The following is a 26,126-nucleotide window of genomic DNA, read 5'->3' on the forward strand; positions in this document are numbered from 1 at the left end:
AGTTGTGAATTGTCGTAATCGACGAAAAAAAGGATGCCTCATCGCAAATACGCTGCTACATTTGGCGATGTTAACGTTAACTTTTCTAAAAACAAAAATAAAGGGAGCTCTATGAAACATCTGAAATCTCTTCTTCCAGCGGCACTGCTCACCCTCTGCGCCGGGCTTCCATCCCTCTCGAGCGCAGCCAATTTGACGATCTCGTGCGGTGCGGTGGGTGCGGAGTTACAACTCTGCAAGGAGGCTGTCGAGGCGTGGTCGAAACAGACCGGCAACAACGTCGAGGTGGTTTCCACGCCTAACTCGGCGACCGAGCGGTTATCGTTCTACCAGCAGATCCTCAGTGCGCAGTCCGCCGACATCGACATCATTCAAATCGATATGGTGTGGCCGGGAATGCTCGCCAAACACCTGATGGATCTGCGCGAGGTGCTTCCAGCCAACGCGACCCAAGGCTACTTCCAGGCACAGGTGGATAACGCCACGGTGAACGGGCGGCTGGTGACGATGCCGTGGTTCACCGACTCGGGCCTGCTGTATTACCGCAAGGACTTGCTCGAGAAGTACGACAAGCAGGTTCCCCAGACATGGGAGGAAATGACCTCTACCGCAAAGGATGTTCAACAGGCTGAGCGCAACGCCGGGAATCCCAATGCGTGGGGTTACATCTTTCAGGGGCGCGCCTACGAGGGTCTGACGTGTAATGCGCTGGAGTGGATCAGCAGCCAACCGGAAGGCGGGCTGGTCAATCCACGAGGTGACATCGTGGTCAACAGTCAGGCCTCAAGAACGGCTTTGACCCTGGCGAAAAGCTGGGTAGGAGACATCTCCCCGCGTGGCGTACTCAATTACACCGAGGAAGAAGGTCGTGGCGTATTCCAGTCGGGCAACGCGCTGTTTATGCGTAACTGGCCGTATGTCTGGGCCTTGGTGCAAAGCCAGGACAGTGCGGTAAAAGACAAGGTCGGCGTCGCTCCCCTGCCCCGCGGCGGCAAGTCCGGTAACCATGCCTCCACCCTTGGTGGCTGGGGTCTGGCGGTATCGCGTTACAGCGCCCATCCAAAACTTGCCGCAGAGCTGGTGAGCTATCTGACCCGTGCCCAAGAGCAAAAACATCGTGCCCTGATAGGCGCCTATAACCCGGTTATCGAGTCGCTCTATCAAGATCCCGAACTGCTCGCGGCAATGCCTTATTACAGTCAGCTGCACAGCATTCTCAACGATGGGGTCATGCGCCCCGCCTCTATCACTGCCGATCGCTATCCACGGGTCTCCAATGCGTTCTTCGATCGAGTGCATGGCGTGCTGGCGGGCGAGTTGCCTGTCGATCAGGCGCTGGCCGAACTGGAAAGTGAACTCACGCGCATCAAACGCCGGAACTGGTAAGCCACAAGGAAGGAAATCACCATGTCTGTCTCTTCTACCCATGCCCCCTGTGACGAGCTCCTGCTCACCAGGGAAACGCCCGTACAACGACGCCGAGTACGCGCTGCCTGGCTGTTTCTGACGCCGATGTTGCTGTGTCTGGCCCTGGTGGCAGCCTGGCCGCTACTGCGCACATTCTGGTTCAGCCTGACCGACGCCAATCTGGCGGACACCGGTGGCGGAACCTTCATTGGCTTGAGCAATTATCTGTTCCACAACGGTACCAACTGGTCGGGCATTCTGGTCGATCCACAATGGTGGAACGCAGTGCGCAACACCTTGCATTTCACCGTGGTATCGGTGGGACTGGAAGTCGTACTGGGACTGCTGGTGGCGTTGCTGCTGAACATCAAGTTCACCGGCCGTTCTCTGGTGCGTGCGTTGATTCTGATTCCGTGGGCGATTCCAACCATTGTCTCGGCGAAGATCTGGTCATGGATGCTTAACGACCAGTTCGGCATCATCAATCACATGATGCTGAGTCTCGGCCTGATTGACGCCCCTCTGGCCTGGACGGCAGATGCGGATCTGTCGATGTGGGCGGTGATCATCGTCGACGTCTGGAAGACCGTCCCTTTTGTCACGCTGCTGATGCTGGCGGCCTTGCAGATGTTGCCTAGCGATTGCTACGAAGCGGCCAGGGTCGATGGCATTCATCCGCTGAAGGTGTTCTGGCGTGTCACGCTTCCCCTGCTGATGCCCGCACTGCTGGTGGCGGCGATCTTCCGCATCCTCGACTCCCTGCGGGTATTCGACGTGATCTATGTGCTGACCTCGAACTCATCGAGCACCATGAGCATGTCGGTGTATGCCCGCCAGCACCTGGTGGAGTTCCAGGACGTTGGTTACGGCAGTGCGGCCTCGACGTTGTTGTTTTTAGTGGTTGCGGTAATCGCCATGCTTTATCTCTACCTCGGACGCCGTCAACTGGAGGTCCGGTCATGAACCTGCGCCTATTGAAAAAAGCGCTGTTGCGCCTCGGATTCTGGTGTCTGATCGGGGTGTTGCTGCTGTATGCGGTCTTCCCCTTCTACTACGCAATCGTGACTTCGCTGAAGCCGTCCAGCGCCTTGTTCGAAGTGAGCTACTGGATCGAAAACCCCGACTTCTCCAATTACGCGGCGGTGCTCAATCAAGCCTCATTCCTGCGGGCGATCGGCAACTCGCTGGTGGTTGCACTGTGCGTGGTGACGCTGGCGCTGTTCCTCAGCCTGACCGCTGCCTATGCCTTGGGCCGGGTGAAGTTCCGCGGGCGTGGCACGGTCTTGATGATGGTCCTTGGCGTGTCGATGTTTCCCCAGGTCGCAGTGCTGTCGGGGCTGTTCGAAGTGATCCGCGCCCTGGGCCTGTACAACACGTCCTGGGCATTGATCCTGAGCTACACGATTTTCACCCTGCCCTTCACCGTCTGGGTGCTGACCACGTTCATGGGGCAACTGCCCCATGAACTGGAAGAAGCGGCAATCATGGATGGCGCGTCGCCCTGGGTCACTCTGACCCGCGTGCTATTGCCGCTGCTCTGGCCCGCACTGGTCACCACTGGCTTATTGGCCTTTATCGCAGCGTGGAACGAGTTCCTGTTTGCCCTGACCTTCACCCTCACCGACACGCAACGCACGGTGCCGGTCGCCATCGCCTTGATTTCCGGCGGCAGCCCTCATGAGTTGCCTTGGGGGTTGTTGATGGCCGCCTCGGTGGTGGTCACCGTCCCACTGGTGATTCTGGTGCTGATCTTCCAGCGCCGCATCGTTTCCGGTCTCACTGCCGGCGCGTTAAAGGGTTGATGCCCGACAATTACAAGGAACAGCATCGTGATCAAATTGAAACTGGACAACGTGAACAAGCAATTGGGCGGCATGCGGATTCTTCGCGACGTCAGCCTGGAAATCGCGGCGGGTGAATTCGTGGTGTTCGTTGGCCCTTCGGGCTGCGGAAAGTCGACCCTGCTGCGACTGATCGCCGGACTGGATTCGATCTGCGGCGGCGAGCTGCTGATCGACGGGCGACGGGTCAACGATCTGGAACCACGCGAGCGTGGCGTCGGCATGGTGTTTCAGTCTTATGCGCTGTACCCGCACATGAGCGTCTACGACAACATCAGCTTTGGCCTGAAACTGGCCAAGACTGAAAAGAGCAGCTTGCGCGAGCGGGTGCTGAAAACGGCGCAGATCCTTCAATTGGACAAACTGCTGCAACGCAAGCCAAAGGAACTGTCCGGTGGGCAGCGTCAGCGTGTGGCCATGGGCAGAGCCATGGCGCGGGAACCGGACATTTTGTTGTTCGATGAGCCGCTTTCCAACCTGGATGCGTCCTTGCGGGTGCAGATGCGCAACGAAATTGCCCGACTGCATGATCGGCTGGGCTCGACCATGATCTACGTCACCCACGATCAGGTTGAAGCGATGACCCTGGCCGACAAAATTGTCGTGCTCAACGGCGGGCGCGTAGAACAGGTCGGCTCACCGCGCGAACTCTATGAACGCCCGGCCAGTCGCTTTGTCGCCGGTTTTCTCGGTTCGCCCAGAATGAATTTTCTGCCGGCGCGCCTGCAGACGCCAGGCGAAACCAGCCTGGTCGATACCCTCGTATGGGGTATCACGCCCCTGCCTTTCGACAGCTCGAACCTGGCGACGGGCACGCAGCTGAGCCTGGGGATTCGCCCGGAGCATGTGTCGCTCAAGGCGGCGGATGGAGCAGCTGGCGTCGTCGTTACCGCGGTCGAATACCTGGGCAGCGAAACCTATGTGCACCTCGAGACAGGTCAAGACGAGCCACTGATCTGTCGTTGCGAAGTCAGCGCCGGATGGCAAGCAGGCGATCGGGTTGAGCTGCAGCTGGACATCGACAACCTGCACCTGTTCGACGCCGACGGCGCGGCCTTGAGGCGCCACCCACAAGCCATTGAAACCCTGCCGGATGGCGTCCCTCTGCGCTCGGCACGAGCAAGCGCCCTATGACTGTGTATTTGAATCCTGTGAACGACCCAATGTCTTGCGCCCTTGACCTTGCGCAGCATGCGCTGAGTGATGGTCTGTCTCGCGTCATCGACGATTATCGGCCCGGTTATCATCTTGCCCCTCCGGCGGGCTGGATGAACGACCCTAACGGGGTGGTGTACTTTCGTGGCGAATATCACGTTTTCTATCAACACTACCCCTTCGAAGCAAAATGGGGCCCGATGTATTGGGGGCATGCCAAGAGTGCCGATCTGGTCCATTGGCAGCATCTGCCCATTGCGCTGGCACCCGGCGATGACTTCGACCGTGACGGTTGTTTTTCCGGTAGCGCGGTGGTGTGTGGAGATACCCTGGCCCTGATCTACACCGGGCATACCTGGTTGGCGGACGTGGGTGACGAACGCTACATCCGTCAAGTCCAGTGCCTGGCCACCAGCGTCGACGGCATCCGGTTCGTCAAACATGGCGCCGTCATCGAGACCGCGCCGCAAGACACGATCATGCACTTTCGCGACCCCAAGGTATGGCAGGAAGATGACTGTTGGTACCTGATTGCCGGCGCACGTCTGGGCGATGTGCCGTTGCTCCCGCTGTACCGTTCCACCGATCTGCACACCTGGGAGTTCCTCGACTATGTGTCTGGCGGCAGCGAAGGCGATGGCTATATGTGGGAGTGCCCGGATCTGTTCCGGCTGAACGGACGCGATGTGCTGCTCTACTCCCCCCAGGGCATGCAATCCGAGGGTTACGAACGGCTCAACAAATACCAGACCGGTTATCGAGTGGGCCGACTCGACAGCGAATGGCACTTCACGGGCGGGCCTTTTATCGAGCTGGATAACGGCCACGACTTCTATGCCGCGCAAACGCTCCTGGCCGCCGACGGTCGGCGCCTTGTGTGGGCGTGGCTCGACATGTGGGAAAGCCCGATGCCGAGCCAGGCCCATCACTGGTGCGGCATGCTCGGTTTGCCGCGCGAACTTGAACTGTGCGCCGATCGCCTTTGCGTGTATCCGGCACGGGAGCTCACCGCTCTGCGCAAAGCGCCATTGCCGGGCACGCTCTGGTGGGGTGAGTCGGGAACCCGGCAGGTGCCGGAAGTGAATGGCGATATGCTCGAAATCCATGTGCATCTGGATCTGCTCGGCTGCACCGACGGCCACCTCGGAATCGCCCTGCGTTGCAGCGATGATGGTCATGAAGAAACCCTGCTTTACTACGATGCATTGCTGCAGCGCCTGGTGCTTGACCGCAGCCGCTCGGGTGCGCAAGTCACCGGTCAGCGCAGCGTGTCGATAGACCCGACACAGGGGCAGCTGGAACTGCGTGTGTTCCTCGATCGCTCGTCCATCGAGGTATTCGACGAAAACGGACGCTTCAGCCTCAGCAGTCGCCTCTATCCGCGGCCCGACAGTCTGGGCGTGAAGCTGCTGGCCAGCGGGAGTGGCGGGCATGTCTCCATTCCCAGAGCATGGCCGCTCGCCTCGGGATGGCTATGAGCAGCGTCATTCGAGTCGCGAGAAGCGCGGGCCCTGTGTCATGATTCTGCGTCAACCTGACCGGCCTCGCCTCGCATGACTTCAGTGAAAGACGTTGCACAGCTGGCCGGCGTGTCCCTGATGACGGTTTCTCGAGCGCTCAACAACCCGGAAAAACTGAGCCCCGAAACCCTTCAGCGGGTACGTCGCGCCATTGATGAACTGCAATTCGTACCGAGCCTGTCGGCGCGCAGGATGCGCGGCGACAACCTCCAGTCGCGCACCATCGGTGTGTTCGCCCTGGACACCGCGACCACACCGTTTGCGGTCGAGTTGCTGCTGTCCATCGAACAGACCGCACAGCAGGCGGGCTGGAATGTGTTCATCCTTAACCTGTTGAGCAACCCGCCCACCGACCAGAACATCGACCTGATGTTGTCGCACCGTCCCGACGGGTTGATCTTCAGCGCCATGGGATTTCGCCAGGTGTGCATTCCGGAGCGCTTGAAGAGCAAACCCCTGGTACTCGCCAATTGCCTGGCGGATGACAGTCGCCTGGTGAGTTATGTGCCCGACGACGAAACGGGGCAGTATCGAGCCGTACATCACGCGTTGAGTCAAGGCTATCGGCGCCCTCTGTGTATCAATCTGCCAAAACAGAGTCTGGCCTGGGACCTGCGACAAAAAGGCTTGCTGCGTGCCTGTCAGGCATTCGGCCTTGCGCCTGACGCACTCCTGCAATACGACCTTTCCGATCATGATGCCTATGGTGAAACCGCAGCCATCCTCGACCGGCACATCATTGATGGTCATCCCCAATTCGACATTCTGATCTGTGGCAACGACCGCATTGCGTTTTGTGCCTATCAGCTGTTGTTGGGCCGAGGCCTGAAAATCCCCGACGATGTCGCCGTGCTCGGCTATGACAACATGATCGGTATCGCTGAGCTGTTCATCCCGCCGTTGACGACAGTGCAACTGCCGTACTACGAGATCGGTCGTAAGGCTGCCCGGCACCTGATCGAGACCATTGAGGTATCGGGAGCTCAGCCAGTTGATTGTCCATTAGTGGTCAGGGCATCACTATAAGAATGAGCTAATTCGGTGATTGCACGCCCGCTTGCTTTCGATTTGCCAGTTCTGTGGCGACTGCGGCTCTTCGCTGTTCTGGTCTGATTCCAAAGGCGAGTTTTCAGATTGGATGTCCGTGGCGATAGGCACCCTGGATACGCCGTTCCTGAGTGAAAAACAGAAACACGTGTGGGTTGTATCGAAAGCGCCGTGGTATGAGATTGAGGATCGCTGGCCGCAGACGGAATGAGAACTTTCGGCCAAAAAAACGAAAGCACATGAGGTACATTGATACCTGATCCCAAATTCACTGATGGGAGGGACCGTACTATGACGACGCGAACTGAAACTGCCATCCTGGCAGGTGGCTGCTTCTGGGGCATGCAGGACCTGCTGAGACGCTACCCCGGCGTAGTGTCCACGCGGGTAGGATACTCGGGCGGCGATGTACCCAATGCGACTTACCGCAACCATGGCACGCACGCGGAAGCGATCGAGATCGTGTTCGATCCGGACCAGATCAGCTATCGCCAGATCCTCGAGTTTTTCTTCCAGATCCACGACCCGACGACGAAGAATCGTCAGGGCAACGATGTGGGTATGAGCTACCGCTCGGCACTCTTCTATCTCAACGATGAACAGAAGCAAGTGGCCGAGGACACGGTGGCCGACGCTGATGCATCCGGCCTCTGGCCCGACAAGGTCGTCACTGAAATCGTGCCCGCAGGCCCGTTCTGGGAAGCAGAAACGGAACATCAGGACTACCTCGAACACTACCCCAACGGTTACACCTGCCATTTCATTCGGCCAGACTGGAAACTGCCTAAACGAGGGTGATGGTGAGGCGCATCTGCGAAGGGTCAGGAGGCCAGATGATTTGTATCGTTCTGTATGTTTGCGGGTGATCTTACACAGCGTTACACAACCACTGAATCAGGACACATACGCAGTACATGAAGGTGAAAAAGTGGGCGGCGTCGCACACCTGGCGTTCTCCGATGAACCCAGGCTAAAGAGCCCACCCCCCAGCAGGAGCCACCTCATGATCAATGAAATCGATACCGTGCTTTACACCGGCAAGACCCACACGACCGGAGGCCGTAACGGCGAGGCGCGAAGTGACGATGGACGTTTGGACATCAAGCTTTCCGCGCCCGGCTCGTCAGGGAGTGGTACCAATCCCGAACAGCTGCTGGCTGCAGGTTGGTCGGCCTGTTTCATCGGTGCAATGGGTAAGGCGGCTGTCGCGTTGAAGGTGACCCTGCCGAGCGACATTGCAGTCGATGCCGAAGTGGACCTGGGCAAGACCGAAGACGCGTTTTTCCTCCAGGCACGCCTCAATGTCAGCCTTCCGGGCTTGGACCCCGTTGTCGCACGGGCGGTGGTGGATGGCGCACACCAGAGATGCCCGTACTCCAAGGCGACCCGTGGCAACATCGACGTCACGATCAATCTGGTTTAACCAAAGCACGCCGTGCGGCGCTGTTCACTTAAGATCGGGGTACATATCCGTTTCTGCGGTGATGGCGGCTGGCGGTTTCGCTTTTACAGCGAGTCACTTGGAAAAGCGCCAAGTAACCAAACGCTTTTGCCCCTGACGTACGGTGCCTCGCCTAGGCTCGGCATGCCCTCGCTCCGGTCCTGCTCCGTGGGCCCGCCGCCATCGGCCATCCATGGCCGGGGGCGGCTACCGCGGCATCCTTGCCGCGGTGCCCACTACGCAGAACCTGCGCTCGGCCTTCCGACGGGGCAGATCAAGATCAAAAGCAAGATCAAAAGCCTGGCGTTGTACCTGTGGGAGCGAGCCTGCTCGCGAAAAACGTCCGGACACCGCGTTCATTCAGACAGCACGCGTCATCGTTGACGTCCTTCGCGAGCAGGCTCGCTCCCACAGGGGAGTGCGTACGCTTGAAGAGGCAGGCCGGCCGGTAGGCCGCCTCGCTTTTGCGGTGCACGCCCCCTCACGCCCTGAGCCTCTCCGTCAACCCGCCGCCACCTCCACCGGTGCCTCTATCAATGTTGATCCCCGCCGTATTAAAGCCTGCAGGTAAGCCTTTTCGTCATAGACGGCGCTGGCCAATCCGCTCAATCGTCCTCATGCAACTTGATACCGCGGGCGTGAAGCAGGTGCGGAACCACCAGCACCAGCAGCGTTAGCGCGAGAAACGCGGCCGATATCGGTTGTGTCACAAACACCAGCCAGTCTCCCTCGCTGATGGACAACGCATTGCGCAGCTGCTTCTCGGCCATGGGCCCCAGCAGCATGCCGACGATCACAGGGGCGACGGGAAAATCGAAACGACGCATCAGCACCCCGCCCCAACCGATCGCCAACATCAGCAAAAGATCGAAGGAAGAGTGACGCATGCCGTACACGCCGATGGTGGCAAACACCAGAATGCCGGCGTTCAGGTACGGCCGGGGAATCTGCAGAAGCTTGACCCACAGGCCCACCAGCGGAAGATTCAACACCAACAGGATCACGTTGCCGACATACAGCGATGCCACCAGGGTCCAGACCAGTTCCCCCGACGTCTGAAAGAGCATCGGCCCCGGCTGCAGGTTGTAGTTCTGGAACGCGGCCAACAGAATCGCCGCAGTAGCGGACGTTGGTATGCCGAGCGTCAGCAGCGGCACCAACGAACCCGTCGCGCTTGCGTTGTTGGCCGCCTCGGGACCGGCAACCCCCTCGATCGCCCCCTCGCCCTTGCTGCCCGCAAACTCTTTCGGGTACTTGCTCAGTTTGCGCTCTGCCGAATAGGACAGGAATGTCGGAATTTCAGCGCCTCCTGCCGGAATCGACCCGAAGGGAAATCCGATCAACGTGCCCCGTAGCCAGGCGGGGACCGAGCGTTTCCAGTCAGCGCGCGTCATCCACAACGAGGTCAAGCGGTGCCGGTTCGACGCCTCTTCTTTTTGATACAGCAAGCTGTACAAGGCTTCACCCACTGCAAACAAACCGACCGCCACGAGCACGACTTCGATGCCATCGACCAACTCCGGCACCCCCAAGGTGTAGCGGGCAATGCCCGAGGTCGAGTCCAGGCCGATCAAGCCGATGGTCAGTCCAATCCCGAGCGAGGCAAAACCGCGCAGCATTGAAGCGCCGAGTACCGCAGACACCGTCGTGAAGGACAGCACCAGAATCGCGAAATACTCGGCAGGACCAAACTTGAGCGCCAGCGTGGCAACAATAGGGGCAAACAACGTCAGCAACACCGTCGCGATGGTGCCGGCAACAAATGAGCCTATCGCAGCCGTTGCCAGGGCCGGTCCTGCCCGGCCGTTGCGCGCCATGAGATTGCCTTCCAGGGCCGTGACCATGGAGGACGACTCACCGGGCGTATTGAGCAGGATAGAGGTGGTCGAGCCTCCGAACTGAGCGCCGTAATAGATACCGGCGAACATGATCAAGGCGCCCGTAGGATCAACCTTGGCGGTGATCGGCAGCAGTAGCGCCACCGTCAGCGCCGGTCCAATACCCGGCAAGACTCCAATGGCGGTGCCGAGCAAACAGCCGATAAAGCCCCACATCAAATTGATCGGTGTCAGCGCAGCGGAAAAACCAATGGCCAGGTTCGCGAGAGTTTCCACGGTGTTTACCTCCTTCGGTCCGGGTCAGATCCAGGCGTTGACCAAGGGCGGCAGGGAAACCCCTAGCCCGGCGTTGAACAGCCAGTAAATCGGCAGGGTCAAGGCAATGCCGATAGCGAGGTCCTTCACCGGACGACGACTGCCAAAGCCCCGTGCCGAACAGGCAAACAGCAGCCCTGCGGCTAATACGAAGCCGGTGAGGTTAATCAGCACGGCCACCCCCACCAGTCCCGCCGTCACCCAGGCTGCGCCGGATTTGCCGCCAGGCAGCGCTTGGGCGGCTTCGTCATCGTGGTCTGCCAGCTCGCGGAAGCCACCGGTGACAGCCTGATAACACAGCAACAGACCGACCACGCCCAGGAACACCGCGACAGCGTACGGATAGACGTGGGCTCCCAAGATGACGAACCCCATCTCGGGCGGAAACCGGAATGCGCCCACCGCCAACACGGCGCTGATGGCAATCACTCCGGCGCCAATCGCCAGTTGCACCGGCACTATTGCGCGAGGCTGAGTCATTTCGAAACCAGCCCGACCTCGACCAGCATCGCACGCAGCCGCACATGCTCTTCGTCGACGAATTTGCCGAACTCATCGCCGGTCAGGACGTTGGGTGACCATTTGTTGGTGTCGATATTGTCTTTCCAGACTTTGCTATTGGTGGCGGCCACGACGGCGTCGGTCACTTCTTTGCGCTGCTCGGGCGTGAGGTTCGCCGCACCGTAAACACCGCGCCAATTGCCGATGGTCACGTCGTAGCCTTTCTCTTTGAGGGTCGGTGCATCGATGCCTTCAATGCGTTCTGGCGCGCCGATGGCGAGTACCCGGAACTGGCCGTTCCTGATGTATTGGCCCAGCTCGGCATAACCACCGGTGATCACCTTGATCTGCCCGCCCAATGCTTGAGCAACGACTTCACCGCCACCCGCGAAGGCGACGTAATTCACTCTGTTGACCGGGACACCCATTTTCGCGGCCAACTCGGCAATGCCGATGTGATCGATCGACCCCTTGGAGCCACCGCCCCAGGAGATGCTGGTCGGCTTGTCTTTGAAGACTTTCAGCAAGTCCTCCAGGGTTTTGAATTCAGACTCCTTGCGCACGGCAATCACGTTGTATTCGGTAAACAGCCGGGCAATCGGCGTCACGTCCTTCAAGGTGATTTGCGGCTTGTTCTGTTCAATCGCAGTGACCATGATCGCACCGACAACCAGCAATGCATTTGGATCGCCCTTGGTGCTGTTGGCGAACTGCGCCAGCCCCAACGTCCCCCCTGCTCCACCCTTGTTCTCGAAGGTGGTGGATTTGGCCGTGTTGGCCTCGATCAAGGCTTTGCCCAGAACCCTCGCGGTCTGGTCATAGCCACCCCCCACAGAACCCGGGGCCATGAACTTGACGGTGTCCAGCGCAAAGGCCGGTGTCGCGAGTGCGGCAGCGGTCATTCCCACTGCCATGTAGCGGCTGAATCGACTAAACAAAGCGAGCATGCGTTTTCTCCCGAGACTTTTTGTTTTTATGGGCAGTCGTTGAACGTCGATCAGGGAGCAAACCCTGATCAATGAATAGCAATCTCAGGATAAGCGTAGGCCATGGTTAGGGCGATGACATACAACGAAGAATCTCTAGGAATAAGACTAATGCCAATCAGCTAAGCAATTTCAGCTGCGACGCAGCCAAAGGATCGTGCCGATGTTGTCATGTGTTGGTTTTCAGCTTGGTCCACAAACGGGTCGTCAACCGTGCAATGGCCGCGGGAAGTTCCTCGACGGTAAACAACTTGTCCAACACACGGGTCGGCGGATAGATCGCCAGGTCTTGTTTCACGGCCGGAACAACATATTCATCCGCCGCAAGGTTGGGGTTGGCGTAATGGATGCTGTTGCTGATGTTGGCAATGACCTGCGGTGTCAGCAGGTAGTTCATGTAGGCGTAGCCATTCTTCTCGTGCGGCGCGCTCTTGGGCATGACCACCATGTCGAACCACAAGGTGGAACCTTCGTCAGGGATCGAATAGGCGATGTCGATGCCGTTGTTGGCTTCCTTGGCGCTGGCGGCCGCCTGCACGATGTCGCCATTGAAACCGATCACCGCGCAGACATTGCCGTTCGCCAGGTCGCTGATGTATTTGGAGGCGTGGAAATACTGGACGTAAGGCCTGATTTTGAGCAGCGCCTGCTCGGCTTTCTTGTAATCCGCCGGCTCGTGGCTATGCGGCGGCAGCCCCAGGTAATTCAGGGTGATCGGCAGGATCTGCGTAGGGTTATCGATAATCGCCACCCCGCACTGGCTCAGCTTTTTAATGTTGTTTTCATCAAAAAACAGATTCCACGAATGGGTGACATCGGTGTTGCCGAAAATCGCTTTGATCTTTTCGACGTTGTAGCCGATACCCGCCGTGCCCCACATGTACGGATAACCGTACTGGTTGCCCGGATCATTGACCTCGAGTTTTTTCATCAACGCCGGATCGAGGTTTTTCCAGTTGGGCAGCTGGCTTTTATCGAGTTTCTGAACCGCCCCGGCTTTGATCAATCGGGACAGAAAATGGTTCGAAGGGCTCACCACGTCATAGCCGGTGTTGCCGGTCATCAGTTTGGATTCGAGCACTTCGTTGCTGTCGTGAATGTCGTACGTTGCCTTGATCCCCGTTTCCTTGGTGAACGTGGTCAAGGTGTCGTCGGCAATGTAGCCGTTCCAGTTCGAAATATTGACGACTTCGTCAGCGTATGTGGCTGCCGACAACGTCGTCAGCACGACCATCAGGGAAATGTTATTGACGCGCATGTTCAATCACCGTGTGTTTGATGAGTTTTTATTCTTTGATCGCCGGGTGTTCTAGATTTCTGTTTTGGCCCTGACCGCCTCCACGCGCATTCGAAGCATGGCACCGATATCGAGCAAGGGTCGCGGTGGCAGCCAGCCCGGCTGGGCTCTGCGCATCACTGATTCGAGGATGGGTGAGCTGGCACCCGATGCCAGTTCGGCGAGCAAGCGTCCCCAAAGGGTGCCGCGTGCGACGCCCGAACCATTGCAGCCGGCCACCGCAAACACCCCTTCGTCGACCTTGGCGAAATACGGTTGCCCGGTGCGCGAAGCGCTCAAGTGTCCGGTCCAGGTGTATTGAATGTCTTGCTCGTTCAAAAACGGGAAGCGTCGTTGCAAACCGAGCACATGGTGTTTGCGACGGTGCAGCAGCTCACTGTCGGATAAATCCCGAGAACGGTATTCCGCCGTGTTGCGGATCATCACGCGGCGGTCCGGGGTCAGTCGCACCGTGGCGCCCAAGGGCCGGGTGGACAGCACACCCCAAGGCTCAACCGCGCCGATGGACTTGAACTCGGCGTCGCTGAGTGGTCGTGTCAGGCTGGCGCTGAGTTCCATCGGGAATGTCCCGCTGTCTTCGATCCCTGAGCGCGGGATGAACGCGTTCAGGCACACCAGGACGTGCCTGGCCTCGATGCTTCCATCGTCGCCATTGGCGCGAATACGCCCTTTGCCCAAACGCTCCAGGCCGGTGATATCGGTGTTTTCAAACAGGGTCACGTTGGCCGGCAGCGTATCCAGCAGGCCCTTTACGTATTTCGCGGGTTGCAGCAGTGCGTTGCCATTGCCGCACCAGATCGCGGCCTGGTAATGCGCGGTGCCCAGTTGTTTGCTCAGTGGTTCACCTTCCAGAAAATGCGCAGAGGCGCCGACAGCGCGTAGCGTTGCCAATTTGGCCGCGACATCGGTCAATTTGCCGGGATCGTTGACGGCGAAGTAGTAGCCCGATTCCCTGAATTCACATTCGATGCCGAGACGAGCAATGCGCTGGCGCACTCCGTCACTGGCGGCACGGGAAATCGAGGTATCGACTTCAAAACCGGCAAACCCCGGGTTGCCGATCAGCTCATCCTTGGCCGGATGTTCGTGACCCACCACGAAGCCTGAATTGCGCGCCGACGCGCCCTGTGCGGCCCGTTGTCTGTCGACAATCACGATCCGCGCCTGAGGGTGCATTTCAGCGAGTGTGTGAGCGGCGCACAGGCCAGTGATACCGGCACCGATAATCAGCCAATCGGCTTTTTGCGTGCCTTTGAGAGCATCGCAAGCGGGAGAACTCCCCGCCTGCGCAATCCAGCCACATACATTGGTCATGCATCACCTCATCTGCCTGTCGTTCTGCAAGCACCGCACATGACGTCATCGCATGAGTATTTCCGGCTGGCGCTAGCTAGAGCTAGAATCTATAAGGCCTGTAGTGATACAACCAACGTTATAAAATCATCGAGCCATTCAAAAAACGCATGGATAAAATCCACCACGTTCCTTCTCTCCAGGCCTTGCAGGCGCTGGTCGAGGTCGCAGGCTCGGGCAGCTTCACGCAAGCGGCGCAAAAGCTGTGCCTGACCCAAAGCGCAGTGAGCCGAAAAATCCAGCAGTTGGAGAGCCACTTCGACTTGCCGATGTTCGTAAGGAACAGCCGCAGTGTTCGACTGACACCGGAAGGCGAACAGGTACTTGCGACCGCCCGAAGTATCCTGGCGCAACTGAAAACCCTTGAAGATCGGCTGACACCGCAAAAACGACCCTTCCGTATACGCATGCATGTGTCGTTGGCGGTTCGATGGTTGTTGCCGAAGTTGAGCGAGTTCTATCGAAGCCATCCGCAGGTTTCGCTGTCGATCGAAACCGTGGCCACGGAAGTGGTGGAACCGGCCATCGACAGCGACGCCTACATCCTCTATCTGCCCGAGCCGTCCCGCGATCCTGATTGCCTGACGTTGTTCGAGGAGGCGCTGGTGCCGGTGTGCGCCCCAGGCCTGGGCAGCACCTCCCAGCCGTTGGAGTCGGTGGCCGATCTCGTGCGTTTCCCGCTGTTGCATCGCTCGGCGGACAAGCATGACTGGGTCCAGTGGCTGCACGCCAATGGCGGCCAGTCACTCGAGGACTACCGCCATATCCCCTTCAACCTCGACGAGTTGGCGCTTGATGCGGCGGCGCGAGGGCTGGGCGTCGCCATGACTGACCTGACCCTGGCAGGAGAATCACTCGAACGAGGCGTGCTCGTCGTTCCGTTCGGCCACCCCTTGAAGACCCGCGGCATTTACGCCTTGAACCTGCAACCTTCTGCCGCCGCTCATCCAGCCTGCTCGCTGATCTTGCAGTGGTTTGCCCAACAGGCCGAACAGCCAGCAGGCGAAATTTGACCACCAGGGATTGACCACTACGTTCCGCGCCCCAACCCTTCTTTCGCATTGGCAAAGGCAGCGCTCGCCTCTTGAACCAGCCTGCGCCATTCAACGCTGTTGATGAGTCCGGTACGCTCCATCTCATCGGCAGCCTTGAGCAACTCGTCATATTGCTCTTCGGCATCCATCCGGATTTCGGGCACTTTCAGGAGCTGATACCAGGCCGCCAGGGCTTCGCTCTTTTGATCATCACTCATGCTCAAACTCCCAAAGACAGTCTTTGTTTTGAAGTTTTTTCATGGGTGGCGTTCCTCGCTCCCGACATACGGCAGGCAGGCATAAAGACAGGCGCGCCGTGCATTACAAACTTGTCATTGAGTTGTCAGCGTAGCCAGCACCCTCGCTTCATACAGTGGCGTCGTCAGTCACCCACCGCGGGTGACACACCTCCCACTGATGACAAGGGTCGACACCATGAAACCATTGTGCAAACTCTGCCTGATCACCGCCAGCCTGTTGATGCTGGGCACCGGTTCCGCCATGGCCAGCAACATCGCGCCGGTCAAGGCCAACAACGTCGTGCTGGTGCATGGTTCCTGGGCCGATGGCTCGAGCTGGTCGGATGTGATCAGCCGGTTGCAGGCCGCCGGCTTGCACGTGACTGCGGTGCAAAACCCGTTGACCTCGGTCGCCGACGACGTTGCCGCCACCCAACGCGTGCTCGATCAACAAGACGGCCCGACCGTACTGGTCGGCCATTCCTACGCTGGCACCGTGGTCAGTGAGGCCGGGGTCAATCCGAACGTCAGCTCGCTGGTTTACGTTGCAGCCCGAGCACCGGACGCGGGTGAGGACTTCGTCGCGCTGTCGGCCAAGTACCCGACCATGCCCGTACGCGCCGGCACCGAGGAACACGATGGTTTCATCAGCCTCAAGCAAGACGCCTTCCTCAAGTACTTCGCCAGTGACGTGCCCCACGACAAGGCGATGGAACTGTTTGCCGTCCAGCAACCGATCGCCAAAACCCTGTTCACCGACCGCACCACCGCTGCCGCCTGGCACACCAAACCGTCCTGGTACGCGGTCTCCAGCCTCGATCAAACCATCAACCCAGACCTGGAACGCTTCCTCGCCAAACGCATGAACGCGACCACCATCGAGCTGCCGTCGAGCCATCTGTCTTTGGTCTCCCACGCCAAAGAAATCGCTGACCTGATCCTCGAAGCCGCCGGTCGCCAACCGTAACTTCGGCGCCGTTTCATTACAAAATTGTCATTCAACTGTGGGTCGGCTGTGCGGATCGCCTGGGTAACCTGTACTCACTGTCAGGTAACCCATCGGCATCCAACCCGCCCCTGAATAGAGGGAATCATCATGAAAATGTTAATCCTCGGTTTTGCTGCTCTCCTCGCCACCGGTTCGGCGTTTGCCGATACCCAGACCGCCGAACCAGTCATCCACGACAAGACCGGTTTCTTCGTCCACCTGGATATCGCCAAAGACCTGTCCAGCAATATCATCACGCAAGAATGCGGCATCGTCCCCGCGCAGCTGATGTACCTCGACCATCAGGGTCGCAAGCACGTGCTGGATTACCAGGTCCAGGGCATGGGTTGCATTGGTGATAATTGATCAGACGCCTGTACTCACAAAGGATCGGGCTACACTGGCGCCACTGGCTGACCTCTGTAGCCCGCCGCCGCGACAGGTATGTTGCTGACACCGAACCAGGCAGATCCCATGAACATCCTCGTAGTCGAAGACGAACCCAAAGCAGGCAATTACCTGCTCAACGGCCTGCAGGAACTCGGCTACTCCGTCAGCCTGGCCCGCGATGGCGTCGATGGCTTGCACCTGGCACTGGAGCACGATTTCGACGTCATTGTGCTGGACGTCATGATGCCGAAAATGGATGGCTGGGAAGTCCTGCGCCGCTTGCGCAAGGACGACGACACCCCGGTGCTGTTTCTCACGGCCCGCGATGACATCGCCGATCGCATCAAGGGCCTGGAACTGGGCGCCGACGATTACCTGATCAAACCGTTTTCCTTCGCCGAATTGGTGGCGCGCCTACGCACCCTGACCCGGCGCGGCCCCACCCGGGAAGAGGAACAGTTGCAAGTCGCCGACCTGCAAATCGACGTGCTCAAACGCCGCGTCACCCGTGCCGGCGTGCGAATCACCCTGACCAACAAAGAGTTCGCCCTGCTGCATCTGTTCGCTACGCACCAGGGCCAGGTTCTTTCACGTTCGATGATCGCTTCGCGAGTCTGGGACATGAATTTCGACAGTGACACCAACGTCGTGGATGTCGCGGTGCGGCGCCTGCGGCTGAAAATCGACGACCCGTTCCAACTCAAATTGATTCACAGCGTGCGCGGTATCGGCTACCGCTTCGATACGCAACCATGACCTCACGCCTTCGCCACTCATTAACGTTGCGCCTGGCACTGGTGTTTGCCTTGCTCGCCTTTGTCTCGCTGACCCTCCTGGGGGTGGCGTTGTACCGGGATCTGGAACGCGAGCTGATCCGCCGCGACGACGCCGCGTTGGTCAACCGCATCGATCAACTGCGCACCTTCCTCAACGACAGCAACACCCTGGACCTGATCAAGACCAAACCGGCGCTGTTCCAGAACATGCTCGGCAATCGCGAGGCGCTGCTGACCATCGGCGCACCCGGACAAAAACCGTTGCTGGTGGTCAACCCCGGAAACCTCGCCGTACCGTCGCTGACACCGGTGGCCATGGACCATCTGTTGACGCTGGCCGACGTGCAGCATTACCCGAGTGTGGATGGCGTGCCCTTCGCGGCGCTGGCGGCGACTATCGACTCCGGCGACCTGGGCAGCCTGCAAGTGGTCACCGGGCGCCTGATGACCGAGCGCACCGCGGTCCTCGCCCGCTACCGCCTCAACGTGTACCTCTTCGCCAGCGTGGCGGCGATTCTACTGGCCCTGTCCGGCTATCTGCTGGTACATCGCGGGCTCTTGCCCGTGCGACGCCTGGCCCGACACGCCCAAGGCATCGGCGTCGGCAACCTCACCGAGCGTCTCGACAGCCAGGGTGCACCGCAGGAACTGCTGCCGATGATCGAGGCGCTCAACGCAATGCTCGACCGTCTCGGCAAGGGCTTCGTGCAACTGGGTCAGGTGTCCACCGACATGGCCCACGAACTGCGCACGCCGATCAACAACCTGCTCGGCGAAACCCAGGTCGCCCTGCAGCAAAACCGCAGTATTGAGGCCTATCAGCAACTGCTCGCCTCCAATGTCGAAGAGCTGGAGCGTCTCGCGCGGATGCTCGACAACATGCTGTTTCTGGCCCGCACCGACCCCGTCAGTGCTTTGCGCCAACGGCAGGAACTGGATGCTGCCGATGAAATGGAACGCATGGCCGACTATTTCGAAGGGCTGGCGGCGGATGTCGGGATCAGCATTGATGCCCAGGGCAGCGGAGTGATCTGGGCCGAACCGATGTTGCTGCGCCGTGCCTTGGCCAACCTTTGCGCCAACGCGATCAAATACGGCGCGCCTGACTCCGAACTGTTCATCCGCGCCACGCCCGCGGCCGATGGCATCCGCCTGCAAGTGCGCAACCACGGCCAGACCATCCCCGCCGAACACTTGCCCAGACTGTTCGAGCGCTTCTACCGCGTCGACGAATCCCGCGAACGCTCGGCGCACTCCAACGGCCTGGGCCTGTCGATCGTGGCGACGATCATGCAGCTGCACAATGGGGCTTACAACGTTAGCAGCAGCGAAGGCATCACCTGCTTCGAGCTGTTTTTTCCGGCGCGGCAATTGGATGAATGAGGTCGGAGCGGCCTGTCGTATGAACTGAATCTGCCCGTCGCGGCTCCGCTACATGTCTCATTTTATTTCCCTGCTTTGACAATCGGTGCTTGAGCTTTAGTCTGTCGCAACCTATAAATACTATAGATAATCATGAGCGACCTACTGCCGTTTCCGCTGTCCAAAAAGAAAGCCTTGGAAATCATTAGGGAGCTTTCGCATAGATCTGAGCGTGTCTTTTACTCTAAGCACGCACGGTCTCGCATGATTGAGCGAGAGATATCTGCCTGACGTCATGGATTGCCTCCGCAGAGGACAGGTCACTGATGGCCCCTATCAAGCACCCGGGGGCGATTGGCGATTCACTATTTCATGGTTCAGGGCTGGGTCCCCCCTCCAAATTGTCGGCGCAATCGATGTTGACCAAGACGGGAGATATCTCGTCATAGTGACCACGATGCAAAGGGAGAGATAATTTGATGTACCACTACGTTGAAAGCGGGCTACCGAACGTCTGGCTTAGCAACGGCTACAGGGTGAAAGAGACTGCCTATGGCGAGTCGGTTGCTATCACGGATGTCGAGGGCCTTCACGACTTTATCGGCAAGACGATTGCGCAAAAACCGGCAGCTCTGACCGGTGCAGAGTTTCGGTTCCTGCGTAAAGAGCTGGGTTTGTCTCAAGAAAGGCTGGCCAGCATTGTCGGGCTGACCTCCCAAGCGGTGGCGATCTGGGAAAAGACTGACAAGATTCCGACTGTAAATGATCGCTACCTGCGCGGGCTTTACCTGGAAGCCAAGACTGGCGAGGCGGATCTGATGGCCGCCATTAACTCGATCAACGAACTGGATCATGAGCTTCATAAGCTCAACCTTCAGTTTGAAGATGGATGGCACAAGAAAGACCAAACGTGCGCCTGACAAAGACCTGAATTACAAAGCCCGGACGTGTACCGGGCTTTTTTCTTTCCTGCGCTTTTGACCGGATCAGACGGATCAAAAAGCGACTTCAACTGAAATGGCCAAAAACGCCACCCCCCTTGAGCAGTTTTGGCATAGGCCAAAATCATCGCTGTGTCTAGACTCCCCCATATAACAGTGCGAAAGCACACTTGAGTCCAGGACTGTTCCAGGGGAACCCGCATGAACCCATCCGACATTTTTGTTATCAGCGCCGTCCGCTCCGCTATCGGCAGCTTTGGCGGTTCGCTCAAAGATGTGCCACCTATCCAACTAGCCACTGACGTTTGCCGTGCCGCCATTGAACGTTCGGGGCTGGCACCTGAACACATCGGTCACGTGGTGATGGGGCATGTGATCCCGACGGAAGCACGTGACGCCTACATCTCTCGTGCCGTGGCGATGAATGCCGGCCTGCCGAAAGAGACGCCTGCCTTCAACGTCAATCGCCTCTGCGGTTCTGGTTTGCAAGCCATTGTCAGCGCAGCACAAAGTTTGATGTTGGGAGACGCAGGCGCTGCGCTGGCGGGTGGCGTCGAGTCCATGAGCCGCGGGGCCTATCTGTTGCCGCAGGCGCGCTGGGGCGCACGCATGGGTGATATGCAAGCCACTGACTACGTGCTCGGCGCTCTGCAAGACCCGTTTGGCGGTTTCCACATGGGCATTACTGCGGAAAACATCGCCGAGCGCTATGGCATCACTCGTCAGGCTCAGGATGAGTTGGCGCTGCTCAGCCAGCAACGAGCGGCCCGGGCGATTGCTGAAGGGCGGTTTACCGACCAGATCGTGCCGATCGAAGTGGCGTCCCGCAAAGGTACCGTGACGTTTGCGACGGACGAGCATGTCCGCGCCGAGGTCAATGCCGAGCAATTGGGCAAGATGAAACCAGCCTTCAAAAAAGACGGTAGCGTCACCGCCGGCAACGCGTCGGGCCTCAATGATGGTGCCGGAGCACTGATCATGGCCACGGGTCAGATGGTTCTCGACCAAGGCCTCAAGCCGATCGCCCGACTGGTCGGTTACGCCCATGCCGGTGTGGAGCCAGAGCTGATGGGGTTGGGACCGATTCCCGCCACCCGCCTGGTCCTCAAACGCGCCGGCCTGACCGTTGCCGACCTGGATGTCATCGAGTCCAACGAAGCATTCGCGGCCCAAGCGTGTGCCGTGGCGCAGGAACTGGGCTTCGACCCGGAGAAGGTCAACCCGAACGGCTCGGGGATTTCTCTGGGCCACCCGGTGGGCGCGACCGGTGCGATTATCGCCACCAAGGCGATTCACGAACTGCACCGTGTTCAGGGCCGCTATGCCCTGGCTACCATGTGCATCGGCGGCGGCCAAGGCATCGCCGTGTTGTTCGAACGCGTCTGATCGACCCAAACGAAGACGGCGCCCCTTGTGGGCGCCGTCTCGTTTTACCGCGATGGAATCAGTGCGCAATGCACATAGATTTCAGCTCGGTGTAAACCCTCGATCACTGCGCGACCAAACTCGCGCCCCCTACCCGATTGCCGACCAGGCACGACCTTGCTGCTGACACCGCGGACGGCCCCGCTGCCGGCCGGTCGGTATCTCGGTGGGCTTCATTTTTTCAAGCCCGGAGGTTCTACTAAACTACTCAGAACTACGCAGATTCAGTGAATGATTTCACAGTACTGCTAAAGTGATAGCACGCGTCGCCACATGCTCCCAAAGCCTGCATTTTCGAAGGTGGGTGGCTAATCACGGTGACGCCAACGCTCTCAAGCGAGGGCAGCATGAACTGAATCGCGTCATCATCGAGCGCGAGGGGCAGCAGACATGAGGTCTAAATATGATATTTGAGCCCAACAGTACCCGTTCCGTGCTCCAGCGAAGAAGCAGTACCAGTATCGTTATCCAGGCTGGTCTCGATTGTGTTGCGGTGACCGGTGTTGCGTGGTTTTTGATCAATTATCATATCGGCTTCATAACGCAGTCCTATGTCATCCTGCTCCTGTTGCTGCTGGGGGCGTTGGCTGTCGTGTACGACCACTATGCTATTTACCGCAGCAATGTTGGTTTTACCGTCAAAGCCTTCAAGCTTTTGAAAGCGTGGACCGCCACGTTTGGCTTTCTCGTTGCCATGGCCTTTCTTACCAAGCAAAGTGAACAGTACTCGCGCTTATTGGTCGGGCAGTTATTTGTTGTTGGATATTTTGCTCAGTTGCTTTTGCACCTCGCGACACGCGAGATGCAGAAGAAGTTTTTGGCCCACCCGACTCAATTGGAAAACTCGCTCATCATTGGCTCCGGCGAGCTGGCCAGCTATCTTCACAAGAAGATCAGCAATAATCCCTGGCTCGGTGAGCGAATAGTCGGCTGTGTGTTGATTGGCGCGGACGATGATCGGGGAAAGGAAAGTCCGGAAGGCGCGCAACGTCTGGCGATACTGGGCGATATCTCCGACCTTGATGAGTTAGTTGTTAAACATGCCATTCGTACCGTCTATTTCGTGACCCCTCTGGGTGGCTCAGAGGTCATCCAGGATGTTTATTTAAGGCTGTTCGATAAACACATCTCTGTTAACTGGGTGCCTGACATTTTCTCGTTGCGCCTGATCAACCACAGTGTTCGCGAAATTGCCGGCATTCCCGTACTGACCTTGTCTGAAACTCCGCTGATGGGGATGCGCCTGTTTCTGAAGAACCTTGAGGACAAAGTCCTGGCCTTTCTCATTTTGGTTCTTGCAGCGCCAATCCTGGTAGCCGTCGCCATTGCCATCAAGCTCGATAGCCCCGGCCCCATATTCTTTCGTCAGCAGCGCATGGGGTGGAGTGGAGAAGCTTTTCGGATCTGGAAGTTCAGAAGCATGGTCGTCCATCAGCCGGAAGACGGCATCGTCAAGCAGGCGCAAAAGAATGACCCGCGCATGACCAGGGTTGGGGCCTTTATTCGGCGGACCAGCCTGGATGAGCTACCGCAGTTGTTCAACGTTTTGATGGGGGAAATGTCTCTGGTGGGGCCTCGCCCGCACGCTATTCAACACGATGTGCAGTACTCGCCCGACGTCTCGGGCTACTTTGCGCGTCACAACATTAAGCCGGGCATCACAGGCCTGGCTCAGGTACGCGGCTATCGTGGTGAAACGAAGGATATAGATCAGATGATCAGGCGTGTTGACTCGGACATTGAGTACATCAACAACTGGTCGCTATGGCTCGATTTCGTCATTCTTTTACGGACGGTGTTTGCCTTCTCCGGCAAACATGCTTACTAGCCAGTCTTGAGCGTCTGGGCGATATCTAAACCCATTTGATGCGGAATAAAGGCGAGGCCAACAACGGCCTCGCCGTATCAGGATGGAAAGAGGTCCAGCGTGCGCTCCACTTCATCAGGATCGACACTAAAACCGTCCCCCTCTGGGGTGCCGACCACAAAACCGAAATTTTGTTGATCGCGATCCGTTAGATATTTGAAAAAACAGAGGAAACGATTAGGCGGTTGCAAAACCAGTAGCGAACCACCTGGCTGCAGCACATTAACGCCGTGTATAAGATGACTCCCCTCAATCCCTACCACGGTTCTTGCTCCGGCACAGGCCGCGACGATGGTCGGCACGTCGGATTTCGCAGGATCGATAATACGAAAACCTCTGCGGTCACGCAGGCGCTCGGCAAGCTCCATTTCATTGCGTAACAATCGCAATTCACCTGTGCCCCCTCGCAGAATGAACACGCCAGGGTGAGAGCAAACGTTGACGTGTGAAAGCAACTTTTCCCCCATCGCACGGAAACGCAAATGCTTATTTCTGTTTTGACACAGATCGTCAAAGATCACGAGTTCACGAAAAAAAGCATTACGTAAACGAATCGGGGTCATGCCAAGCCAGTCCTCATAGCCGGGGGTATGAAGTATGCCGTTCGTGACAGTGGAAACAAGGTTGGCAGACGCTGCCGTGGTCACCGGAACGCCCTCCTCGCATGCAATTGGATAGGTTATACAATCATCCATTAACCAGGAGCCGAACCATTTATTCCCCCCCGCCGTGCAATACATCGCGCCGCGATCAATTTCGTTTTCTACACGAATATTTGGCAACCATCCGGATTTGGGCGACAACGATGCTTTGGCATTACCTTTGTAGAGAGCGCCATCAATTAACCAGACATCTTTAAGCAGGTAGCCTCGTGTTGCGCCATGCTCAACACTACCGATGCCTTCCATTGTGCGACGGGGATGTTCATAAGGATAAAAAAGATCTCCTGCCCACCCGGTCACACGTTCGAGCTGGCCGGGAAGGAAAAAAGCCGGCGGAGCATTTGAGATTTCACCTGGAGCAATTTCCCAGGTTTTCACGGCCTGGCTTTGCAGGGATAACGACGGTTGGCGTGTGAGCCGTGTGTTAAACATGTGTTTATACGCAGCAAGGCTCCACTTTGATTGGCTATCACTCGTCAATGCATTGAATTCCGACATATGCACCCCATTCAAATGTGGTTATACCGAAACAGCCTTTATGGCGAAAACTGCTTCATTTAAAATCAACAACCTGTTCAAGTGGATACAACACTTTCCAGGACAGGGGGTGACTTCAGATGAGCGTAGCGACCGCGCAACGTGTCGAGAAGCGTTTCTCCCGGCGCTCTGGAGCAATGAATGTATATTTTGAAAAGCCCACCAAAACCCATTTCGCGATATCGACTAGCAACGTCCTCGTCACTCGGACCGTCCGGCAACCCGAGGTGAAGTGTCAACTTCTTGCCTTCGACAGCAAATAGCGGTGTCTCCCAAAGAAATTGAGCCGCGCCCACCTTGGGCAGTCGAACGAACAAATAACCGTAATTACCCAACGTATCGACATCGCCGCCACGCCTTCTTTTCCACTCAAGAAGTCCATCGTCCGGGCGTGCCAGGCACGTTCCGATATCATAATAGTCAAAGCCGTTTTCTATCGCCCACTCAAGTGCCATGAACGTAGTAATCGAATTAACTTCACGTAACTTTTTAGCATCAGAAAAAACAGTGTCGGGATAACCGAAACGGACCGTACTCCAATAGCGCTTCCCTGCCCGGGTAATTACGCACCCCAGATGACATGCAACAATCTCATCCTCCAGCAGTACTAGATCGAGCCGTCCGGCATTTTTTGCCACCCTTTGAACCTCATGCGATTCAATTTGAGAGGCGGATGCACCATGCCTTGCGCTGGCATAAGGTTTAAGCATTTCCCGGTCTGCGATGTCTATCTCGTCGTCGTTTAATGCCTGCTTCATACGGTAACGCAGCCGGTTCTTGCGCAAATTTCGACGTAACTCGGTGTTGTACCTGGCGGTGATATCGTCAATTGACCGGCTCAGCGGCACGACAGCACTCAAATATTGAGGCACGTACAATGCACCCAAGGTTGGCATTTCACTGACCCACACCGTGCGACTGGAGTTATCCAGTTTTAACCTGCTGTCCGCCATGTGAGTGTCAGCGCCCATGAGCACCTTCACAAATTCCCGTTGTGACTTCCTGCCTACATAGAGGATGTCGTAAGGACTGTCTTCCCGCAGACGAAATCTGACCATTTCCCAGCGCCAAAAACAGGCTCGGCCAAGTATATCCCGCAGCCAGGCGACAGCTTTTCTTAGCTCGAATCGCATCGAAGGCGATATCAGCTTACGTATTAATTCTGCTATATATCTTTTCATTTGGTTATTAGCACAATTCAAGG

General features: G+C 57.8%; 24 protein-coding genes and 1 pseudogene. 17 read left to right on the plus strand and 8 right to left on the minus strand.

Going from position 1 to position 26,126, the window contains the following annotated elements; all coding sequences use genetic code 11:
• Window positions 1–111 precede the first annotated feature (111 nt).
• The 9 genes and pseudogenes from JFU47_RS30175 to JFU47_RS30215 all read left to right on the plus strand — a co-directional run bounded on the left by JFU47_RS30175 (window position 112) and on the right by JFU47_RS30215 (window position 8,393).
• Window positions 112–1,386, plus strand: a complete 1,275-nt coding sequence (locus JFU47_RS30175; RefSeq protein ID WP_201187861.1) for an ABC transporter substrate-binding protein — start codon at window positions 112–114, stop codon at window positions 1,384–1,386.
• 21 nt (window positions 1,387–1,407) lie between these two features.
• Entirely contained in the window at window positions 1,408–2,370 is a 963-nt protein-coding gene (locus JFU47_RS30180; RefSeq protein ID WP_140894347.1) for a carbohydrate ABC transporter permease, read from the plus strand.
• Window positions 2,367–3,209 (plus strand): carbohydrate ABC transporter permease, encoded by an 843-nt coding sequence (locus JFU47_RS30185; protein ID WP_008074255.1) that lies wholly within the window; start codon window positions 2,367–2,369, stop codon window positions 3,207–3,209. The genes JFU47_RS30180 and JFU47_RS30185 overlap by 4 nt, the downstream gene beginning before the upstream one ends.
• 27 nt (window positions 3,210–3,236) lie before the next feature.
• Entirely contained in the window at window positions 3,237–4,382 is a 1,146-nt protein-coding gene (locus JFU47_RS30190; protein ID WP_201187863.1) for a sn-glycerol-3-phosphate ABC transporter ATP-binding protein UgpC, read from the plus strand.
• The gene (locus JFU47_RS30195) at window positions 4,379–5,881 is read left to right on the plus strand and encodes a glycoside hydrolase family 32 protein (protein WP_201187865.1); all 1,503 of its coding nucleotides are present in this window, start codon (window positions 4,379–4,381) and stop codon (window positions 5,879–5,881) included. The genes JFU47_RS30190 and JFU47_RS30195 overlap by 4 nt, the downstream gene beginning before the upstream one ends.
• A 75-nt stretch (window positions 5,882–5,956) precedes the next feature.
• Window positions 5,957–6,949 carry a LacI family DNA-binding transcriptional regulator gene (locus JFU47_RS30200; protein WP_123368775.1) on the plus strand — a complete coding sequence of 331 codons (993 nt, stop codon included), beginning with the start codon at window positions 5,957–5,959 and terminating at the stop codon, window positions 6,947–6,949.
• A gap of 46 nt (window positions 6,950–6,995) precedes the next feature.
• A pseudogene (locus tag JFU47_RS30205) lies at window positions 6,996–7,181 on the plus strand (GFA family protein); the annotation flags it as partial.
• Between the two features lie 80 nt (window positions 7,182–7,261).
• Window positions 7,262–7,768, plus strand: a complete 507-nt coding sequence (msrA, locus tag JFU47_RS30210) for a peptide-methionine (S)-S-oxide reductase MsrA (RefSeq protein ID WP_201187867.1) — start codon at window positions 7,262–7,264, stop codon at window positions 7,766–7,768.
• Window positions 7,769–7,973: 205 nt separating this feature from the next.
• On the plus strand, window positions 7,974–8,393 hold the full coding sequence (locus JFU47_RS30215) for an organic hydroperoxide resistance protein (RefSeq protein ID WP_201187869.1): 420 nt from the start codon (window positions 7,974–7,976) through the stop codon (window positions 8,391–8,393).
• A 623-nt stretch (window positions 8,394–9,016) separates the two neighbouring features.
• On the opposite strand, the gene JFU47_RS30220 is transcribed toward JFU47_RS30215, so the two are convergent.
• From JFU47_RS30220 to JFU47_RS30240, 5 genes are all read right to left on the minus strand, one after another.
• Window positions 9,017–10,525 carry a tripartite tricarboxylate transporter permease gene (locus JFU47_RS30220; RefSeq protein ID WP_201187871.1) on the minus strand — a complete coding sequence of 503 codons (1,509 nt, stop codon included), beginning with the start codon at window positions 10,523–10,525 and terminating at the stop codon, window positions 9,017–9,019.
• Between the two features lie 24 nt (window positions 10,526–10,549).
• Window positions 10,550–11,044 carry a tripartite tricarboxylate transporter TctB family protein gene (locus tag JFU47_RS30225; RefSeq protein WP_201187873.1) on the minus strand — a complete coding sequence of 165 codons (495 nt, stop codon included), beginning with the start codon at window positions 11,042–11,044 and terminating at the stop codon, window positions 10,550–10,552.
• Window positions 11,041–12,012 carry a tripartite tricarboxylate transporter substrate binding protein gene (locus tag JFU47_RS30230; protein ID WP_201187875.1) on the minus strand — a complete coding sequence of 324 codons (972 nt, stop codon included), beginning with the start codon at window positions 12,010–12,012 and terminating at the stop codon, window positions 11,041–11,043. Before JFU47_RS30230 ends, JFU47_RS30225 begins: the two co-directional genes overlap by 4 nt.
• Window positions 12,013–12,220: 208 nt before the next feature.
• A complete protein-coding gene (locus JFU47_RS30235) occupies window positions 12,221–13,309 on the minus strand; it encodes a polyamine ABC transporter substrate-binding protein (protein WP_201187877.1) in 1,089 nt (362 codons plus the stop codon).
• Window positions 13,310–13,360: 51 nt separating this feature from the next.
• Entirely contained in the window at window positions 13,361–14,662 is a 1,302-nt protein-coding gene (locus JFU47_RS30240) for an NAD(P)/FAD-dependent oxidoreductase (RefSeq protein ID WP_201187878.1), read from the minus strand.
• A 149-nt stretch (window positions 14,663–14,811) separates the two neighbouring features.
• Between JFU47_RS30240 and JFU47_RS30245 the strand changes: the two genes are divergently transcribed.
• Window positions 14,812–15,714 carry a LysR substrate-binding domain-containing protein gene (locus JFU47_RS30245; protein WP_201187879.1) on the plus strand — a complete coding sequence of 301 codons (903 nt, stop codon included), beginning with the start codon at window positions 14,812–14,814 and terminating at the stop codon, window positions 15,712–15,714.
• 17 nt (window positions 15,715–15,731) lie between these two features.
• Here the strand turns inward: JFU47_RS30245 and JFU47_RS30250 are convergent, their stop codons facing one another.
• Window positions 15,732–15,953, minus strand: coding sequence for a hypothetical protein (locus JFU47_RS30250; protein ID WP_201187881.1), 222 nt, complete (start codon window positions 15,951–15,953; stop codon window positions 15,732–15,734).
• A gap of 217 nt (window positions 15,954–16,170) precedes the next feature.
• On the opposite strand from JFU47_RS30250, the gene JFU47_RS30255 reads away from it, so the two are divergent.
• The 7 genes from JFU47_RS30255 (at window position 16,171) to JFU47_RS30285 (ending at window position 23,684) form a co-directional block, all read left to right on the plus strand.
• Entirely contained in the window at window positions 16,171–16,941 is a 771-nt protein-coding gene (locus JFU47_RS30255) for an alpha/beta hydrolase (protein WP_201187882.1), read from the plus strand.
• Window positions 16,942–17,070: 129 nt separating this feature from the next.
• Window positions 17,071–17,328, plus strand: a complete 258-nt coding sequence (locus JFU47_RS30260) for a DUF2790 domain-containing protein (protein ID WP_201187883.1) — start codon at window positions 17,071–17,073, stop codon at window positions 17,326–17,328.
• Window positions 17,329–17,436: 108 nt separating this feature from the next.
• A complete protein-coding gene (locus JFU47_RS30265) occupies window positions 17,437–18,108 on the plus strand; it encodes a heavy metal response regulator transcription factor (protein ID WP_201187885.1) in 672 nt (223 codons plus the stop codon).
• Window positions 18,105–19,511 carry a heavy metal sensor histidine kinase gene (locus JFU47_RS30270; RefSeq protein WP_201187886.1) on the plus strand — a complete coding sequence of 469 codons (1,407 nt, stop codon included), beginning with the start codon at window positions 18,105–18,107 and terminating at the stop codon, window positions 19,509–19,511. The genes JFU47_RS30265 and JFU47_RS30270 overlap by 4 nt, the downstream gene beginning before the upstream one ends.
• Before the next feature lie 458 nt (window positions 19,512–19,969).
• Entirely contained in the window at window positions 19,970–20,410 is a 441-nt protein-coding gene (locus JFU47_RS30275) for a helix-turn-helix domain-containing protein (RefSeq protein ID WP_201187888.1), read from the plus strand.
• A gap of 222 nt (window positions 20,411–20,632) precedes the next feature.
• Window positions 20,633–21,817 carry an acetyl-CoA C-acyltransferase family protein gene (locus tag JFU47_RS30280; RefSeq protein WP_140681226.1) on the plus strand — a complete coding sequence of 395 codons (1,185 nt, stop codon included), beginning with the start codon at window positions 20,633–20,635 and terminating at the stop codon, window positions 21,815–21,817.
• 442 nt (window positions 21,818–22,259) lie between these two features.
• On the plus strand, window positions 22,260–23,684 hold the full coding sequence (locus tag JFU47_RS30285) for an undecaprenyl-phosphate glucose phosphotransferase (RefSeq protein ID WP_140681225.1): 1,425 nt from the start codon (window positions 22,260–22,262) through the stop codon (window positions 23,682–23,684).
• Between the two features lie 77 nt (window positions 23,685–23,761).
• Here JFU47_RS30285 and JFU47_RS30290 read toward each other — a convergent pair whose 3' ends face one another.
• Window positions 23,762–24,883, minus strand: coding sequence for a glycosyltransferase 61 family protein (locus JFU47_RS30290; RefSeq protein WP_201187889.1), 1,122 nt, complete (start codon window positions 24,881–24,883; stop codon window positions 23,762–23,764).
• A gap of 77 nt (window positions 24,884–24,960) precedes the next feature.
• Window positions 24,961–26,055, minus strand: a complete 1,095-nt coding sequence (locus tag JFU47_RS30295; protein ID WP_446739650.1) for a hypothetical protein — start codon at window positions 26,053–26,055, stop codon at window positions 24,961–24,963.
• Window positions 26,056–26,126: the final 71 nt, after the last annotated feature.

The sequence above is a fragment of the Pseudomonas sp. TH39(2020) genome (genome assembly GCF_016650715.1).
Taxonomy (GTDB): domain Bacteria; phylum Pseudomonadota; class Gammaproteobacteria; order Pseudomonadales; family Pseudomonadaceae; genus Aquipseudomonas; species Aquipseudomonas mandelii_C.

Coding starts and splice junctions, on each gene's coding strand:
- JFU47_RS30280 (WP_140681226.1), top strand. CDS start 20,633: ATGAACCCATCCGACATTTTTGTTATCAGCGCCGTCCGCTCCGCTATC.
- JFU47_RS30175 (WP_201187861.1), top strand. CDS start 112: ATGAAACATCTGAAATCTCTTCTTCCAGCGGCACTGCTCACCCTCTGC.
- JFU47_RS30255 (WP_201187882.1), top strand. CDS start 16,171: ATGAAACCATTGTGCAAACTCTGCCTGATCACCGCCAGCCTGTTGATG.
- JFU47_RS30270 (WP_201187886.1), top strand. CDS start 18,105: ATGACCTCACGCCTTCGCCACTCATTAACGTTGCGCCTGGCACTGGTG.
- JFU47_RS30285 (WP_140681225.1), top strand. CDS start 22,260: ATGATATTTGAGCCCAACAGTACCCGTTCCGTGCTCCAGCGAAGAAGC.
- JFU47_RS30295 (WP_446739650.1), bottom strand. CDS start 26,055: ATGCGATTCGAGCTAAGAAAAGCTGTCGCCTGGCTGCGGGATATACTT.
- JFU47_RS30180 (WP_140894347.1), top strand. CDS start 1,408: ATGTCTGTCTCTTCTACCCATGCCCCCTGTGACGAGCTCCTGCTCACC.
- msrA (WP_201187867.1), top strand. CDS start 7,262: ATGACGACGCGAACTGAAACTGCCATCCTGGCAGGTGGCTGCTTCTGG.
- JFU47_RS30275 (WP_201187888.1), top strand. CDS start 19,970: ATGTACCACTACGTTGAAAGCGGGCTACCGAACGTCTGGCTTAGCAAC.
- JFU47_RS30245 (WP_201187879.1), top strand. CDS start 14,812: ATGGATAAAATCCACCACGTTCCTTCTCTCCAGGCCTTGCAGGCGCTG.
- JFU47_RS30200 (WP_123368775.1), top strand. CDS start 5,957: ATGACTTCAGTGAAAGACGTTGCACAGCTGGCCGGCGTGTCCCTGATG.
- JFU47_RS30235 (WP_201187877.1), bottom strand. CDS start 13,309: ATGCGCGTCAATAACATTTCCCTGATGGTCGTGCTGACGACGTTGTCG.
- JFU47_RS30240 (WP_201187878.1), bottom strand. CDS start 14,662: ATGACCAATGTATGTGGCTGGATTGCGCAGGCGGGGAGTTCTCCCGCT.
- JFU47_RS30290 (WP_201187889.1), bottom strand. CDS start 24,883: ATGTCGGAATTCAATGCATTGACGAGTGATAGCCAATCAAAGTGGAGC.
- JFU47_RS30250 (WP_201187881.1), bottom strand. CDS start 15,953: ATGAGTGATGATCAAAAGAGCGAAGCCCTGGCGGCCTGGTATCAGCTC.
- JFU47_RS30230 (WP_201187875.1), bottom strand. CDS start 12,012: ATGCTCGCTTTGTTTAGTCGATTCAGCCGCTACATGGCAGTGGGAATG.
- JFU47_RS30260 (WP_201187883.1), top strand. CDS start 17,071: ATGAAAATGTTAATCCTCGGTTTTGCTGCTCTCCTCGCCACCGGTTCG.
- JFU47_RS30225 (WP_201187873.1), bottom strand. CDS start 11,044: ATGACTCAGCCTCGCGCAATAGTGCCGGTGCAACTGGCGATTGGCGCC.
- JFU47_RS30195 (WP_201187865.1), top strand. CDS start 4,379: ATGACTGTGTATTTGAATCCTGTGAACGACCCAATGTCTTGCGCCCTT.
- JFU47_RS30265 (WP_201187885.1), top strand. CDS start 17,437: ATGAACATCCTCGTAGTCGAAGACGAACCCAAAGCAGGCAATTACCTG.
- JFU47_RS30185 (WP_008074255.1), top strand. CDS start 2,367: ATGAACCTGCGCCTATTGAAAAAAGCGCTGTTGCGCCTCGGATTCTGG.
- JFU47_RS30215 (WP_201187869.1), top strand. CDS start 7,974: ATGATCAATGAAATCGATACCGTGCTTTACACCGGCAAGACCCACACG.